This is a genomic window from Mesorhizobium sp. Pch-S (assembly GCF_004136315.1).
Taxonomy (GTDB): Bacteria; Pseudomonadota; Alphaproteobacteria; order Rhizobiales; family Rhizobiaceae; genus Mesorhizobium.
Window position 1 is genome coordinate 5,368,644 of the sequence record NZ_CP029562.1, and the last position, 15,959, is coordinate 5,384,602.

13 protein-coding genes, 2 tRNA genes and 1 pseudogene are annotated in these 15,959 nt (G+C 60.7%); 9 read left to right on the forward strand and 7 right to left on the reverse strand.

The features are described 5' to 3' along the window. Nucleotides 1–54: 54 nt before the first annotated feature. Complete coding sequence (locus tag C1M53_RS25060) at nucleotides 55–1,317, forward strand: NAD(P)/FAD-dependent oxidoreductase (protein WP_129414696.1); 1,263 nt, start codon at nucleotides 55–57, stop codon at nucleotides 1,315–1,317. On the opposite strand, the gene C1M53_RS25065 is transcribed toward C1M53_RS25060, so the two are convergent. After that, entirely contained in the window at nucleotides 1,292–1,951 is a 660-nt protein-coding gene (locus tag C1M53_RS25065) for a 5-formyltetrahydrofolate cyclo-ligase (RefSeq protein WP_129414697.1), read from the reverse strand. The genes C1M53_RS25060 and C1M53_RS25065 overlap by 26 nt on opposite strands. Nucleotides 1,952–2,181: 230 nt before the next feature. Here C1M53_RS25065 and C1M53_RS25070 point away from each other — a divergent pair. Then, nucleotides 2,182–4,160: pseudogene (locus C1M53_RS25070) on the forward strand (bifunctional 2',3'-cyclic-nucleotide 2'-phosphodiesterase/3'-nucleotidase). Between the two features lie 54 nt (nucleotides 4,161–4,214). Here the strand turns inward: C1M53_RS25070 and C1M53_RS25075 are convergent. Next, on the reverse strand, nucleotides 4,215–5,471 hold the full coding sequence (locus C1M53_RS25075; RefSeq protein ID WP_129414698.1) for a cyclopropane-fatty-acyl-phospholipid synthase family protein: 1,257 nt from the start codon (nucleotides 5,469–5,471) through the stop codon (nucleotides 4,215–4,217). A 294-nt stretch (nucleotides 5,472–5,765) separates the two neighbouring features. Between C1M53_RS25075 and C1M53_RS32400 the strand changes: the two genes are divergently transcribed. After that, nucleotides 5,766–5,894, forward strand: a complete 129-nt coding sequence (locus C1M53_RS32400) for a hypothetical protein (RefSeq protein ID WP_260854899.1) — start codon at nucleotides 5,766–5,768, stop codon at nucleotides 5,892–5,894. A gap of 136 nt (nucleotides 5,895–6,030) precedes the next feature. Continuing rightward, nucleotides 6,031–6,321 carry a Dabb family protein gene (locus C1M53_RS25080; protein WP_129414699.1) on the forward strand — a complete coding sequence of 97 codons (291 nt, stop codon included), beginning with the start codon at nucleotides 6,031–6,033 and terminating at the stop codon, nucleotides 6,319–6,321. Nucleotides 6,322–6,370: 49 nt separating this feature from the next. Here C1M53_RS25080 and C1M53_RS25085 read toward each other — a convergent pair whose 3' ends face one another. Both C1M53_RS25085 and C1M53_RS25090 read right to left on the reverse strand, forming a co-directional pair. Beyond that, on the reverse strand, nucleotides 6,371–6,799 hold the full coding sequence (locus C1M53_RS25085) for a hypothetical protein (RefSeq protein WP_129414700.1): 429 nt from the start codon (nucleotides 6,797–6,799) through the stop codon (nucleotides 6,371–6,373). Between the two features lie 141 nt (nucleotides 6,800–6,940). Beyond that, nucleotides 6,941–7,015, reverse strand: a tRNA-Asn gene (locus tag C1M53_RS25090). Nucleotides 7,016–7,207: 192 nt separating this feature from the next. Here C1M53_RS25090 and C1M53_RS25095 point away from each other — a divergent pair. From C1M53_RS25095 to C1M53_RS25115, 5 genes are all read left to right on the forward strand, one after another. Then, the gene (locus C1M53_RS25095) at nucleotides 7,208–7,486 is read left to right on the forward strand and encodes a hypothetical protein (protein ID WP_245488277.1); all 279 of its coding nucleotides are present in this window, start codon (nucleotides 7,208–7,210) and stop codon (nucleotides 7,484–7,486) included. Between the two features lie 161 nt (nucleotides 7,487–7,647). Continuing rightward, nucleotides 7,648–7,721, forward strand: a tRNA-Cys gene (locus C1M53_RS25100). An 83-nt stretch (nucleotides 7,722–7,804) separates the two neighbouring features. Beyond that, the gene (locus tag C1M53_RS25105; protein ID WP_129414701.1) at nucleotides 7,805–8,473 is read left to right on the forward strand and encodes a protein-L-isoaspartate O-methyltransferase; all 669 of its coding nucleotides are present in this window, start codon (nucleotides 7,805–7,807) and stop codon (nucleotides 8,471–8,473) included. Between the two features lie 174 nt (nucleotides 8,474–8,647). Continuing rightward, nucleotides 8,648–10,027 carry a TolC family outer membrane protein gene (locus tag C1M53_RS25110; RefSeq protein WP_129414702.1) on the forward strand — a complete coding sequence of 460 codons (1,380 nt, stop codon included), beginning with the start codon at nucleotides 8,648–8,650 and terminating at the stop codon, nucleotides 10,025–10,027. A 292-nt stretch (nucleotides 10,028–10,319) separates the two neighbouring features. After that, nucleotides 10,320–11,099, forward strand: coding sequence for a PopZ family protein (locus C1M53_RS25115; RefSeq protein WP_129414703.1), 780 nt, complete (start codon nucleotides 10,320–10,322; stop codon nucleotides 11,097–11,099). A 78-nt stretch (nucleotides 11,100–11,177) separates the two neighbouring features. Here the strand turns inward: C1M53_RS25115 and C1M53_RS25120 are convergent, their stop codons facing one another. The 3 genes from C1M53_RS25120 to uvrA form a co-directional block, all read right to left on the reverse strand. After that, entirely contained in the window at nucleotides 11,178–11,984 is an 807-nt protein-coding gene (locus C1M53_RS25120; protein ID WP_129414704.1) for a DUF72 domain-containing protein, read from the reverse strand. 442 nt (nucleotides 11,985–12,426) lie between these two features. Next, nucleotides 12,427–12,834, reverse strand: a complete 408-nt coding sequence (locus C1M53_RS25125) for a DUF302 domain-containing protein (RefSeq protein ID WP_129414705.1) — start codon at nucleotides 12,832–12,834, stop codon at nucleotides 12,427–12,429. Then, complete coding sequence (gene uvrA, locus C1M53_RS25130; protein ID WP_129414706.1) at nucleotides 12,831–15,752, reverse strand: excinuclease ABC subunit UvrA; 2,922 nt, start codon at nucleotides 15,750–15,752, stop codon at nucleotides 12,831–12,833. The genes C1M53_RS25125 and uvrA overlap by 4 nt, the downstream gene beginning before the upstream one ends. Nucleotides 15,753–15,959 lie beyond the last annotated feature (207 nt).

The following is a 15,959-nucleotide window of genomic DNA, read 5'->3' on the forward strand; positions in this document are numbered from 1 at the left end:
TGAAATTCGACGCCTGCGCCCGCATGTTTGCTGCGATGCACAAAAGGTGTTGCGATGAACAGCGAGCCTCATCATGTGGTTGTGGTCGGCGCGGGTTTTGGCGGCCTGGAATTCGTCAGGGCGATAACCAAAGCACCGGTTCGTGTTACGCTGATCGATCAGCGTAACCATCATCTTTTCCAGCCGCTGCTTTATCAGGTCGCGACGACCTCGCTGGCGACATCCGAAATCGCCTGGCCGGTAAGGCATCTGGTTCGTCGTGAGCCGGAGGTGACGACGCTGCTTGCAACGGTCAGTGGCGTCGACAAGGACAAGAAGCAGGTGTTGCTGGCCGACGGCAGCACGATCGCCTACGACACGCTGGTGCTGGCGACGGGAGCGCGGCACGCCTATTTCGGCCATGACGAGTGGGAAGAATTCGCGCCCGGGCTCAAGACGCTGGAGGACGCGACCACGATCCGCCGGCGCATGCTGCTTGCCTTCGAGCGGGCCGAACGCGAAACCGACCCGGCGATACGCCAGGCTCTGCTCACCTTCGTCATCATCGGCGGCGGTCCGACCGGCGTCGAACTGGCCGGCACCATCGCGGAACTGGCGCATGCCACGTTGCGCGGAGAATTCCGTAACATCGATACCCGCGACACCAAGGTTGTTCTGATCGAAGCAGGAGAACGCATCCTGCCGGTGTTCCGGCCCGACCTGTCAGCCTATGCCAAATCCGCGCTGGAACGGCTCGGCGTGACCGTCGAGCTTGGGCGTCCAGTCTCGGCCTGTGACGCGGAAGGCGTGGTGTTCGGCGATCAGCGACTGGCGGCACGCACGATCATCTGGGCGGCTGGCGTCGCAGCCTCACCAGCGGCGCAATGGCTGGGCGCCGAAGCCGACAGGGCGGGCAGGGTGGTTGTCGAAGACGATCTTACCGTGCCGGGGCATCCCGAAATCTTTGTCGTCGGTGATACGGCACTGGCCAAGCGCGGTGATGGCCGTCCCGTTCCCGGCATAGCTCCAGCCGCCAAGCAGGCAGGCCGCCATGTCGCCACCACGCTGAAGAGCAGGTTGGCCGGAGACAACGCAAGACGGCCGTTCGTCTACAGACATCAGGGTGATCTCGCGACGATCGGCAAGCGTGCCGCGGTCATCGATTTCGGCCGCTTCAGCGTGACTGGATGGCTGGCCTGGTGGCTGTGGGGCATCGCCCACATCTTCTTTCTGATCGGTTTGCGAAACCGGATCGCGGTGGCGTTGAGTTGGCTGTGGATCTATACGACCGGCCAGCGCAGCGCCCGGCTGATCACCCAGGGTTCGCAGTCTCCGTGACCACGACATCCATCGGGATGTCGTGCGGTTGCGGGTAGATGGTCGTGATGCGCTGCAGCTCATAGCCGATGCCGATGACCAGCGGTTTGCGTGGCAACGCGGCAAGCGTGCGGTCGAAGAAGCCACCGCCGTAACCAAGCCTATATTTTTCGGGATCAATACCGACGATCGGCGAGATGACGACATCGGGAACGACCGGATCGCCCTCGGCGGGGATAGGGATATTCCAGACACCACGTTCAAGCCTGTCGCCATGCCTGTAGGCGCGGAAGATCAGCGGTTGGTCCTTGTCAACGACGATGGGTAATGCGGTGCGCCCGCCACGCTCATTCACACTTTCCATCCAGCCGCGCAGATCTGGCTCACCACGGAACGGCCAGTAAAGACTGATCAATTTGCCGGCAACATTACCGATAGCGGCATCGAGCCCTTCGGCGATACGTCCGGCCTTTGTCGCGCGGACATCGGCGGAGATGGCGAGCCGCGCAGCAATCAGTCTTTCGCGCTCGGCCTTGCGCCAACGTCGTACATCGCTCCAGTCGGAAAGTGCCTGCTGAAAGGCCGGATCGAGTTCGTGCATGAAACAGGGTGGCGAAGCGTATTGCGCCGGCATTGTCTCGTCATTGTCACTCATGCCGATCTCCCCGTGTCGACCGTTCGCCCGTAAAGCCTATGCCTGCAGGGATGCACGGGTTTATCGTATTGCGACATATTCGTGTTGGAAAGGTCGTATTTTTCCGCCCTTGGTCGCGTGAGCGTCATGCGAGCCTGCTGGACTTGGGATGCTTTTGGCGCAAGATTTGCTGGCGCTAGATTGGCGCGGGGCGACAGGGAAGCAAAACGCTAGCGAAAGGATCATCCATCATGTCCGAACCGCTCCCGCCGATATCCCGTCGCGCGCTGCTTCAGGGAACAGCCGCAACCGGAGCTTTGATCATGCTGCATCCGTTTTCGGCGCGTGCGGCGGCCAACCAGGCCCATCTCAGGATCATGGAGACGACCGACATCCATGTGAACCTGCTGCCTTACGATTACTACGCCGACAAAGCGAATGACACGCTCGGCCTGTCCCGCACCGCTTCGCTGATCGATGCCGTGCGCAAGGAGGCTGTCAATTCGATGCTGATCGACAATGGCGATCTGCTGCAGGGCAGCCCGATGGGCGACTTCGTCGCCTACGAGCGGGGCATGAAGGATGGTGACGTCCACCCCGTCATGAAGGGCATGAACCTCTTGGACTACTCCTGCTCGACGCTGGGCAATCATGAGTTCAACTACGGGCTTTCCTTCCTCGACAAGGTGCTGGCAGGAGCCAATTTTCCGTTTGTCTGCGCCAATTTGATCCGGGGCACCGAAAAGGCCGCCAATCCACGCGACGACAAGCTCTACCTCAAGCCGTATCTGATCCTGGACAGGACGCTGAAGGACGGGGCGGGTGCCGAATATCCGATCAGGATCGGCGTTATCGGCTTCGTGCCGCCGCAGATCCTGGTGTGGGATGCCAAGAACCTCTCCGGCAATGTGGTGACCCGTGACATCGTCGAGGCGGCCAAGGCCTGGGTGCCGCAGATGAAGGAAGAGGGCGCCGACATCGTCATCGCGCTTTCGCATTCCGGCATCGATATCAAGCAGGCCGAGATGATGGAGAATGCTTCGTTTTTCGTGGCCGGCGTGGAGGGCATCGATGCAGTCTTCACCGGTCACCAGCATCTGGTCTTCCCTGGCAAGAAGGATTTCCAGCAACTCGCCGGCGTCGATGCCGAAAAGGGCACGTTGCAGGGTAAACCAGCCGTGATGGCGGGTTTCTGGGGTTCACACATGGGGTTGATCGACCTGTTGCTCGAGCGCGACGGCGGCAAGTGGCGGGTCGTTTCAGCGACGTCCGAGGCGCGGCCGATCTTCGAGCGCGTCGACAACAAGAACAAGGCAATCGTCGAGGATGTGAAGAGCGTCGTCGATGCGCTGAAAAAGGATCACGAGGCCACGCTCGCTTATGTGCGCCGCCCGGTCGGCAAGACGTCCGCGCCGCTTTACTCCTATTTCGCACTGGTGGCCGACGACCCTTCCGTGCAGATCGTCAGCCAGGCACAGAGCTGGTATCTGAAGGATATTCTCAAGAGCACCCAGTGGAAGGATCTGCCGCTGCTTTCGGCTGCTGCGCCGTTCAAGGCCGGCGGTCGTGGTGGCGCCGACTACTATACCGACGTGCCTGCCGGCGACATTGCCATCAAGAACGTCGCCGACCTTTATCTCTATCCCAATACGGTGCGTGCCGTTGAGATCACCGGCGCGCAGGTGCAGGAGTGGCTCGAGATGTCGGCGGGCATCTTCAGGCACATCGAACCGGGCAAGGTCGACCAGCCGCTGATCAACACGGATTTCCCGTCCTACAATTTCGACGTGATGGACGGTGTCAGTTATCGCATCGACCTGTCGCAGCCACCGAAATACGATGCCAAGGGCAATGTCATCAATGGCGGCTCCAACCGTATCAAGGACCTGGCATTCGAAGGAAAGCGATCGATCCTGCGCAGAAATTCGTCGTTGCCACCAACAATTATCGCGCGGGTGGTGGCGGCAATTTCCCCGAGATCAACCAGGGCAAGGTGATCTACGAGGCGCCCGATACCAACCGCGACGTGATCGTGCGCTACATCGTCGCCGAAGGCACCATCAACCCATCAGCGGACGGCAACTGGTCGTTCGCGCCATTGCCGGAAACCAGCGTGGTGTTCGAAACGGGAGCCAGGGCGAAGGATTTCATCAACCAGGTCAAGACGTTGAAGATCGAGCCTGCCGGCGAGGGCGAAAACGGCTTCGCACGATATCGTATCCTGCTGTGATTGCCGGGTAGAGAGCCTTGCGGCCGCCTGTTCCGGCGGTCGCAATTGCCTGCATCAGGCCCTGTAGATGACCTGGCGCACGTCGATGTAGCTCGTGCGGAAGCCCGCTTCGCAGTAGTGCAGGTAGAACTCCCAGAGCTTCTTGAAGCGATCGTCGAAGCCGAGCGGAACGATGCGCTCCCAGGATGCCCAGAAGCGCTGGCGCCACTCCGCCAGGGTGCGAGCGTAATCCTGCGCAAAGACGCGCTCGGCCAGATAGGCGAGGCCATGATCGGCGCCGAGTGATTTCAGGATAGTCGGAGTAGGCAGCATGCCACCCGGAAAGACGTAGCGCTGAATGAAATCCGGCCGGGCGCGATAGGTCTTGTAGGCGGCCTCGTTGATAGTGATGATCTGGAAACCAGCGGTGCCACCGGGTTTCAGGCATTCCTTCACCTTGCCGAAGAAGGTGGGCCAGTATTTTTCGCCAACCGCCTCGAACATCTCGATCGAAGCGATGCGGTCGTACTTGCCGGTTTCGTCGCGATAGTCCTGCAATTTGATGTCGACCTTGTCGGCCAGCCCGGCGCGCTGGATGCGGGCCTTGGCGAAATCATGCTGCTCGCGGCTGATGGTGAGGCCGGTGACGCGGCAGCCGATCTCGCGCGCTGCAAACTCGGCAAAGCCGCCCCACCCACAGCCAATCTCGAGAACATGGTCCTGGGTGTTGATGCCAATGTCCTTGGCAAGTGCCCGATACTTCGCGGCCTGCGCGCTTTCGAGGTCGTTGGCACCGGTCGAATAGAGCGCCGACGAATAGGTCATGCTCGGATCGAGCCAGTTCTGATAGAAGGCATTGCCGAGGTCGTAATGGGCGGAAATGTTGCGTTTCGAGCCGGTGCGGGTGTTCTCGTTCAGCCAGTGGCGGATGCGCTGCACGGTGTTGACGATCCAGCTGGCTCCGCCGGCCACCTTTTCTCCGGTTTCCGTATTCACCACGAAGAGCTCCAGGAAGCTTGTCACGTCCGGGCTTTCCCAATCCCCATCCATGTAGGATTCCGCGACCCCTATGGTGCCGCCGGTGAAGGCGCGGTTGGGCAAGCGCCAATTGTTCAGCACCAGTTCGGCGTTCGGGCCCGGCGCCTTGCCCTCCACCAGGACGGCGCGCCCGTCGGGCATGCGAACCTTGAGCGAGCCGCGTGGCATGGCCATCGCGGCCTTGAAGACCATGCGTGCCTTGGCCGGGAGCCCTTTGACGATTTCAGCGAAATTGCGCTCATCGAGACGGACGGCGTCCGTCAAAGGGGGCGCAGTTCGGTGTTTCTCGGTCATAAATTCCCCTCCTGTTCAGAAGCAATTCCCTCTGTCGCTCCTGATCGGACCCATCGGTTGCTGCGCCATGCATTGCACGGCGCGGATTTCCTCTCCCGAACACAACAAAACGGCGCGCCCGACCGGGCCCGTCCGCTTCTTGATGAATCCATTGATGATTTTCTATCGTGTCGAGGCTGCTGGCAAGAGGCAGGAGCGGAACCCGGTTAGGGCAATCCGGCTGGTTTGTGCTGATACCGCAGGTGAGCGGTTGAAGTTATGATTGCGGTAATCGAAATCGCCTAGTGTGTGCCCATGCGCATCGTCATCGTCATCGCCGCAATCGCCTTCTTCCTGATCTGGGACGGCCTTTACAATCAGGGCCGCTACCTGGATGCGGGAACAAAAAGCGTGAAACACGCGGTCGCCTACGTCACCGGCTGATTCTCCGGATCACGCCAGTTGCCGCGACAACCTGCCGGTTGACGCCAGTCTGCGGCTGGCCCAGAAACTGCTGATCTCAAAGAGCGCACCATCCCGCCCGGGCAACGCTGCGCGAGCAAGGTGCAGGGAGGCTGGATTGATCCGGCACATCGTATTCTTCAGCGTGCGGCCCGGCGAAGACGTCGAAAAGGTCCGTGACGGCCTGCTCGCCCTGGGTCAAATCCCCCATTCACGCCTGTTCGAAGTGACGCTCAACTCCAAGGTCGACCCGATGTGCGACAAGATCGACATCGTCGTCTATGCCGAGTTCGAGGATGCGGCAGCACTCGCCGCCTACAAGGCGCATCCGGTCTATTCGGCAACGACCAGCAAGGTGCGGCCGATGCGCGAACTGCGGTTTTCGGCGGATGTCGTGGCCGGCGGCTAATCGATCTGTGTCCGCCGTCTGCAAGGCGGCGTAAGCGCCTCCTTGTGGATCAAGATCTTTGCAACAAAGATCCTCCGGCATTTGCCACTGGCGTACAACCCTTGCTTCCATTCCAGTACGACCAGCCCGTCGAAACGAGATTGGCGGTCGTCCATTGCCCCTGAAAAGTGCAAAGGCTGGGATCGAATTCCATCTTCAGCACGCCTGTGCCGTAACGATCGTGCCACTGACAGATGAGAACCCGCATTTCTATCTGGCAGGCATCCAGTGAACCCGACGTCGTTTGACCGGTTTGTTCAATGAAGCTGTATTCACCGCTCAGGACCAGATCGGCTCCAATCTTCAAGGTGGTGATACTGGGCGAGTCCCCGTCGCCGCTCCAAAGTGACCCCCGATAGGTGCCAACAAATGCTGCCGGATTAATTGCCGAAGTGTCGATGAGCAGCAATCCTACGAAAGCGAAGGCGAGAAAATTCACGAATGGTCCTCCCGATCACGCGATTTCCAAGCATCGATTGTCTGAAGGCAAGTGCTGTTTCTGCCAAAAACCGCTCCAGCCTCAGCCGCTTTGGGCAGGTGCTTTCGTAGGCTCCGGTCTAATGCTGATGTGCTAGCAAAGTGGCTCCCCGGGCCGGATTCGAACCAGCGACCAACCGGTTAACAGCCGGTTGCTCTACCACTGAGCTACCGGGGAACAGCGCTCTTGTGCGAACGGGGGTGGCTATAGCGATCCTTTTCGGCTTTGCAAAGCGGGAATTCGAATTTTTTAAAAGGTTTTTCTGTGGCGTATTCTCGCAATCGCCGCCTGACGCCATCATATCAGGCCGCAATGCCGGCAAATGAGGCTTTTGAGGCGCTGGAGCAAAGCCGGACAGAGAAAACAAGGATGGACGAAACGGTGCAGGTCATGGGCGCAGAGAGCGAGCCTCGCAAGCGAAAGCACAAGATTTCAGCGTTCGGACGCGAGTTCGCGTTGCCGCGGTCCCGTGCATTGCGCATTGCCATTGGCGTGGCGTTCCTGTTTGGCGGCGTCCTGTGGTTCCTGCCTGTGCTCGGGCTGTGGATGCTGCCGGTCGGCTTCCTGGTGCTCTCCTATGAATTCGCAATGATTCGTCGCCACCGACGCCGCTTTGTGGTGTGGTGGGAGCGGCGGCGCCGCACCTAGGCGCCCACTCGCACGCTCGGGCCTGACCATTCCGCAACCAACGCCCGGTCCCGGACGCCATTCACAATAGGTTAGGGAATTGTCAGCGGAATAAAGCTTGTGTCCTTGACTGCCCAAACGGCCCAACCTATTGAAGCGCCGTGGAACGCCGGGAGTGATGAGGCCTCGTGGCGGAATGGTTACGCAGAGGACTGCAAATCCTTGCATCCCGGTTCGATTCCGGGCGAGGCCTCCAATCCCGACAACCGGTACAGTGCCGGGGGGCGTTCCATATGACCATAGGCGCCGGAGTGGCGCCGGAAGCGGGACGGTTGGAATATGAGCGCTGATTTTTCCGCACGCCGCGTGAAGATGGTCGATGGCCAGCTGCGAACGACCGATGTGACCAATGCCGCGGTCCTCGATGCTTTCCTCACGGTTCCGCGCGAAGCTTTCCTGTCAGACAGCCAAAGCGATCTTGCCTATATCGACGAGGATATCCGCCTTGCCGGCGTGGCTGGCGAGCCGCGTTACATGATGGAGCCTTCGCCGCTCGGCAAGCTGCTGCAGCTTGCGGGAATCAGTGTCGACGATAGCGTTCTCGATGTCGGGTGCGGTACGGGCTATTCGGCAGCGATTCTATCCCGGATCGCGAAATCCGTCGTTGCGCTGGAAAGCGATTCGACCCTGGCCGAAACCGCACGCACGGCCCTGTCGTCGCTGGGTTACGACAATGTCGTGGTGGTCGACGGCGCGTTGCGCGACGGTCACGCCGCGAAAGCACCCTACAATGTGATTCTGGTCGGCGGCAGCGTGGAAGAGGTGCCACAGGCGCTTCTCGACCAGCTCGCTGAAGGCGGTCGCCTGGTTGCCGTGGAAGGCCATGGCAATGCCGGTGTCGCTCGTCTGTTTTTGAAGACTACTGGAATAGCGGCAGGGCGGCGTGCATTTAATGCGGCAATAAAGCCACTACCTGGATTCGAACGTGTGCGTGTTTTCGAATTCTGAGAGATTCGCTCTTGCGGCTCACGTCGCGGCATGATGGCTTGTGTTAACAGATCGTTGCCGACGGTTCGGATTTTGGGGAGACGGGCTAGCGGCAGGGAACACAACACGCAATGACGGTTGCCCGAATACGGCGGCCGTTCTTGCGTGGTTTCCAATTAAGAATGAGGATTTGCCGTGCATTCTGTAAACAAGAGTCTCCTCGCTATTCTGCTTGCTTCGGTGACCGCGCTCGCTCCCGGCGCGGCATCTGCTGAAACCATACTTGGCGCGCTGTCCAAGGCCTATCAGAACAACTCGACGCTGAATTCGTCGCGCGCTGGTGTGCGTGTGACCGATGAAGGCGTCGCGATCGCCAAATCCGGCTGGCGCCCGACCATCACCGGTTCGGCCGCCATCGATTATTCGAGCACGCGCGGAAACAATGCCGGCCGTCTGACCACCGGCAATTTCGGCGTGCAGATCAACCAGACCCTGTTCGATGGTTTCCAGACCAAGAACAACGTGGCCTCGGCAGAGGCACAGGTGCGCGCTTCGGTCGAAGGGTTGAACAACCAGCAGAATGCGACGCTCTTCGCTGCGGCCCAGGCCTATATGAATGTCATCCACGATCGCCAGGTCGCGAAGCTGACGGAACAGAATCTTAAGTTCCTGACCGAGCAGGTACGCGCCGCGCGCTCGCGCTTTGAAGTGGGCGAGGGCACCCGCACCGACGTCGCGCAGGCTGAAGCGCAGCGCTCTACGGCACAGGCCCAGGTGAGTGCGGCGCAGGCACAGGCGCTGGCCAGCGCCGGTGTCTACCGCCAGATCGTCGGTGACCAGCCGGGCAAGCTGAAGGCGCCATCGCCACTTGGCAAGCTGCTGCCATCCAGCATCGAAAACGCCATCGCCGCGGCGAACAACGAAAACCCGGCCATCCTGGCCAACCAGCATCTGGTCGATGCCTCCGGGTTTGGCGTGAAGGCGGCTGAAGGTGCGCTGCTGCCGCAATTGAGCGCTTCGGCGGGTATTTCCCGCAACTACCGGGATGCATCGCCCGGAAGCATCCTGAGCCCCGACGGTTCGTCGACCTCGGCCAATGTCGGCGCGACGCTGACGGTGCCGATCTACTCCGGTGGCCGTACCGCAGCGACGGTTCGCCAACAGAAGGAAAGGCTCGGCCAGGCTCGCATCGAAGTCGATGTGGCGCGCGATCAGGTCCGCAACGCCGTCGTGGCGGCATGGACCGCCTATCAGGCCGCCAGGGAGAATGTCGACGCCAATCGTGCTTCGATCGCTGCCGCGCAACTGGCGCTGAATGGCGTGATCGAGGAGCGCAATGTCGGCCAGCAGACCACGCTGGATGTGTTGAATGCGCAGAACGTCGTCATCAGCGCGCAGATCAACCTGGCCGCTTCCGAACGCGACGTCGTTATTGCCAGCTACGGTATTCTGCAGGCGATGGGGCGGCTGACGGTTGAGCGCCTTGGACTCCAGGTGGCAAAGTACAATCCCGACGAGCATTACAAGGCCGTCAAGGACAAGTGGTATGGTCTGCGTACGCCGGACGGCCGCTAGTTCTTCCTGATTGAAGAGTTCGACAGCCCCGCTTTGCGGGGCTGTTTTGTTTCAAGGGCGTTTCCGTTTTTCATGGAAAGGTGGAAACGCTCCAACTCCCTGTATTTACATAATTCCGACCGCGAAACCGCTGCACGCGTCTGCTGCAATTGCTCTAATCTGTTGAAACAGCACCGGTCCCCGGTTTGGGGATTCTCTGATCGCAATCGGTCGGTTACGCTTGAGTGGTGATTCGAGCCGGCCTTGGCGTCGGCCGAAAATGCAACAGATTTCCAGGGCGGCGAATGTGACAATGGCCACGGCAGCAAGCAGCGCACAACGCGAACCTTCGATGGAAGAGATCCTGGCTTCCATCCGCAGGATCATCGAAGACAGCGATTCAGGCCGCAAGACTGGGATGGAGGCGAGCGATACGCGCCCGGAGATTGAACCGGTCATGGCGCGATCCGAGCCGGTCGAGAATACTGCTCCCGACGTCGATGCCTTCCGCAGCGAATTGCGTAGCGAATTGCCGGGCAAGCCCATCAGTCTGGCCGACGTTCAGGTGCAACTTGCCGCCGGCTCGCCAGAGCAGCGCCCGGCTGCTCCTGTGATCACGCTGGCTGAAATCGGGGCGCTGACGGCATCCGAACAGCCCGCTGCAGTGGCACCGCAACCGGTCGTCGAGAGGGATGAGGCTGTCAGCCAACTTCGCACCGGTTGGCCTCGCGAGGTCGAGCTTGTCTCCGACACCCGCGCCGACGAAATTCGTGGTCAGGAAGATAGCGTTTTCACGGCGCAGCCCGGCAACGATGTGACAGATGAGCCGGCTGATTTCCCGACCCGTCATGAACCCGCCCTTGAAAGCGCTGTGCTGCGGCCCGCGCTGATCTCGGAGCATACGAGCCGTCAGGTCGCAGCTTCCTTCGAGGAATTGTCTGAAGCTTTCGCCGGTCGAGCCAAGAAGACCTTCGATGACATGGCTGCGGAGATGCTGCGCCCGATGCTGCAGGATTGGCTGGACAACAACCTGCCGACGCTGGTCGAGCGCCTCGTGCGTGAGGAGATCGAGCGCGTCGCACGAGGCTCCTGACACCAGCGCGAAATCTTCACTGCTTTCTCAGGAAAAGCGAAAGCCTCTTCAACGAAGCGGCTTTCGCTTTTTCATTTTTCAGGCCTCAACGCGTTTCATCAACGCCATGGCGCCGAATGGGGCGCGGACCTTGCCTTCGGTGATGAAGTAGGCGAACACATCGCGCGGCTTCACCTCTGCCTGGGTGTCGGGATCTGCGCGCTTCAGGTCGCCGGGTTCCTTGCCCGCAGCCCAGGTCCTGGCACGTTCAGCCCATTGGTCGAGCGCCTTGGGCGTGTAGCAGTCGGGATTGTCGTCACTGCCGGTCTGGAGCCGCGCATAGACGAAGCCCCCGGTCGCGTCGGCGATTGCCGGATATTTGGCATGGTCGGCATAAACGATCGCGACATCATGCTTGCGCGCCAGCGCGGCGAATTCGGGCACGACGAAAGAATCGTGGCGAACCTCCACTGCATGGCGCAACGCCACGCCATCCTGTTTTTCGGGCAAGAGTGCCAGGAACGCCCCGAAGTCGTCGGCGTCGAAGCGCTTCGTCGGTGCAAATTGCCAGAGAATGGGCCCGAGCTTGTCGCCGAGTTCGGAAACGCCGGAATCGAGGAAGCGCTTCACCGATTCGCCCGCTTCCCCCAGTACCCGGCGGTTGGTCGCAAAGCGGATCGCCTTCAACGAAAACACAAAACCGTCCGGAGCATCCTTCGCCCATTTGGCGAATGTCGGCGGCTTGAAGGTCGAATAGTAGGTGCCGTTGACCTCGATTGTCGGAACCTGCCTCGAGGCATAGTTGAGCTGTTTGGCTTTCGAGAGTTTCTCCGGGTAGAACGATGTGTCCCAGGGCTCGAACGTCCAGCCGCCCATGCCTGACCGGATTTTTCCAGCTGTAGTCATTCCATCCCTCCAGTATTTCCCTCAATCTCGAATGGGCGTAGGCAACCACGGCAAGGCGTCACAAGCCATCCGAAATCAGCAATCCTGACGATCATCCTGCCAATTCCGTTCAGCATTCGGATGGTGTGGCCAATTCGGATGGCACGTCGTGGCTAAGTCGCTTTTCAAGTCTCTGCGATCCGGGCTCAAAGCCTTGCGCCTCCTCCATTTGAGGTATGTACCTTGGATTAAGATGCGCTAAAATGAGACAGACCGTTAATACCGTTCTCCCGGTTCTTTGGCTCGGGGGCGGTGCGCGGTGCCAACGGCCGCGTCGCTGCCAAATGCTAGGGGAGAGCAGGCGAAGGATTTCGTCTGCTCTTTTTTTGTCTCAAATCCTGCCTTTGCCAGTTCCGGGATGTCATGCCGCCGGCAGCGAACTGCCAAGGGCCGCGGGGGGGCGTTACTCCCGGCCTGCTGCCAGCCCGATAACCTTGCCCATGCCGTTGGCAATCGCCTGGACCGCGGTGATGCTGGTGTCACTCAGCCCATGCCGTGCGGCGATCCATTCAGCCGCGTTGTATGAAAGCCAGACCTTGCCGTGTTCATCTTCCCAGGCAAGCGCCTTCACCGGAAGGTCGATGCCTGCGATCTGCTTGTCCTGCATCAGCGGTGTGCCGCCCTTCGGGTTGCCGAAGATCAGAAGCTGCGTCGGGCGAAGTGGCAGACCGACCTCCTGCGCACCGGCCATGTGGTCGATACGTGCGAAGACATGGAGACCCAGCCTGGTCACGGTTTCCGCCAGCCGATCGAGTGTTTCAGCTACTCCGAACCGGCTCTCGACGGAGACGATGCCCTGGCTGCCGCTCACTCGGCAGCCTCTCGCTTGCCTTTCGGCCGACGCTCCAGAAGTTCCTTCAGGAACTGGCCGGTGTAGCTGCGTGGTTCCGCGACGATGTCTTCCGGCGTGCCGGATGCAACGAGTTCGCCGCCACCGTCGCCGCCCTCGGGACCGAGGTCGAGCACCCAGTCGGCAGTCTTGATGACCTCGAGATTGTGTTCGATGACGATCACCGTATTGCCCTGGTCCACCAGCTCATGCAGCACCTCCAGCAGCTTTGCCACGTCGTGGAAATGCAGGCCGGTGGTCGGCTCGTCGAGGATGTAGAGCGTCTTGCCGGTCGCCTTGCGCGACAGTTCCTTGGCAAGCTTGATGCGTTGCGCCTCGCCGCCCGACAGCGTGGTGGCCTGCTGGCCGATGTGGATATAGCCAAGGCCGACCTGGTTGAGCGTGATCAGCTTGTCGCGTACCGCAGGCACCGCCGCAAAGAACTCGACGCCTTCCTCGACGGTCATGTCCAGCACATCGGCGATCGACTTGCCCTTGAAGGTGACGTCGAGCGTTTCGCGGTTGTAGCGCTTGCCATGGCAGACGTCGCAGGTGACGTAGACGTCCGGCAGGAAGTGCATCTCGATCTTGATGACGCCGTCGCCCTGGCAGGCCTCGCAGCGGCCGCCCTTGACGTTGAAGGAGAAACGCCCCGGCTGATAGCCGCGTGCCTTGGCTTCGGGCAGACCAGCGAACCAGTCGCGGATCGGCGTGAAGGCGCCGGTATAGGTTGCCGGGTTGGAACGCGGCGTGCGGCCGATAGGGCTCTGGTCGATATCGATGACCTTGTCGAGGAACTCCAGGCCCTCGATGCGGTCATGCTCGGCAGGATGTTCGCGTGAGCCCATGATTCGGCGCGAGGCCGCCTTGAACAATGTCTCGATCAGGAAGGTGGATTTGCCGCCGCCGGAGACGCCGGTTACCGCCGTGAAGGTGCCGAGTGGAAACTCGGCGGTGACGTTCTTCAGATTGTTGCCACGGGCGCCGACGACCTTGACGCGCTTGCCCTTCTTGCCTGGCCGCCGTTCAGCGGGCGTCGCGACCTCGAGCTCTCCGGAAAGGTACTTGCCGGTGATGGAGGCCGGATTAGCCATGACCTCGCGCGGGGTGCCCTGGGCGATGACGCGGCCGCCATGGATACCCGCCGCCGGACCGATGTCGACGACATAGTCTGCAGTCAGGATGGCGTCTTCGTCGTGTTCGACGACGATCACCGTATTGCCGATGTCGCGCAGGTGCTTCAGCGTTTCCAGCAGGCGCGCGTTGTCGCGCTGATGCAGGCCGATCGATGGCTCGTCCAGCACATAAAGCACGCCGGTAAGGCCAGAGCCGATCTGCGAGGCGAGACGAATGCGCTGGCTTTCACCGCCCGACAGCGTGCCGGAATTGCGCGACAGCGTCAGGTAGTCGAGGCCGACGTCGTTGAGGAAACGCAGCCGCTCGCGGATTTCCTTCAGGATGCGGATGGCGATCTCGTTCTGCTTTTCGTTGAGCTGCGCGGGCAGCTCATTGAACCAGAGATCGGCTTTGCGGATCGAGAGTTCGGTGACCTCGCCGATGTGCCTGCCGGCGATCTTCACCGCCAGTGCCTCCGGCTTCAGGCGATAGCCGCCGCAGGCGGGGCAGGGCGTGGCAGCCATGAAGCGCTCGATTTCCTCGCGCATCCAGGCCGATTCCGTCTCCTTCCAGCGCCGCTCGAGATTGGGGATCACGCCCTCGAATGTCTTGGTGGTCTTGTAGGAGCGCAGGCCGTCATCATAGTTGAAAGTGACTTCGCGCTCGCCGGTGCCACGCAGGATAGCCTGCTTGGCGTCTTCCTTCAGGTCCTTGAACTTGTCGCCAAGCTTGAAGTCGTAAACCTTGCCCAGTGCCTCCAGCGTCTGCGAATAGTAGGGCGAGGTGGATTTTGCCCACGGCGCCACCGCGCCGTCGCGCAAGGTCACATTGTCGTCCGGCACGACCAGGTTTTCATCGATGGCGCGCTGGCTGCCCAAGCCATCGCAGGTCGGGCAGGCGCCGAACGGGTTGTTGAAGGAGAACAGCCGCGGCTCGATCTCCGGAATGGTGAAGCCGGAAACCGGGCAGGCGAACTTTTCCGAAAACAGGATACGTTCGTGCGTCTCGTTCTTGGATTTGTAAGCGGATTCTTCTGCTGTGGCCTCTGCGGGCAGCGGCCGATCGGCGAATTCCGCAACGGCGAGCCCTTCGGCAAGCTTAAGCGCCGTTTCCATGGAGTCGGCCAGCCGCGTGGCGAGGTCGGCACGCACGACGATACGGTCGACGACGACGTCGATGTCGTGCTTGTACTTCTTGTCGAGTGCCGGCACGTCGGCGATCTCGTAGAAAGTGCCGTCGACCTTGACGCGCTGGAAGCCCTTCTTCTGGAGCTCCAGCAACTCCTTCTTGTATTCGCCCTTGCGTCCGCGCACCATCGGCGCCGTGATGTAGAGGCGGGTACCTTCCTCAAGGGTCAGCACGCGATCGACCATCTGCGAAACGGTCTGGCTCTCGATCGGCAGGCCGGTCGCCGGTGAATAAGGCACGCCAACGCGCGCGAAGAGCAGGCGCATATAGTCGTAGATTTCGGTAACGGTGCCGACGGTCGAGCGCGGATTGCGCGACGTCGTCTTCTGCTCGATCGAGATGGCGGGCGACAGACCATCGATCTGGTCGACGTCCGGCTTCTGCATCATCTCGAGGAATTGTCGGGCATAGGCCGAAAGGCTTTCGACGTAGCGGCGCTGCCCTTCGGCATAGATGGTATCGAAAGCGAGAGACGATTTTCCTGAACCGGACAAGCCCGTCATCACCACGAGACTGTCTCGCGGCAGATCCAGGTCGACGTTCTTAAGATTGTGCTCGCGCGCGCCGCGAATGGAAATGTACTTATGGTCGGCCATGCCGCTCCGCCGCCTCAGCTTGCAATGTTTCGGATTGGCGAACCCAGCCGCCGCCCGCTCATATGGGTATTTTTGCCGCAAGATCGAGACTCTCCGGCTACTTTCAGCGTTTAACCGCCTTTCGCGCGGGCGGGCAAGCAAAAAAGAACAAAGGCCGAACGCGCTCCTGACAATGCGATGTCAGCAGAACGTGACGTTCCGGACCGT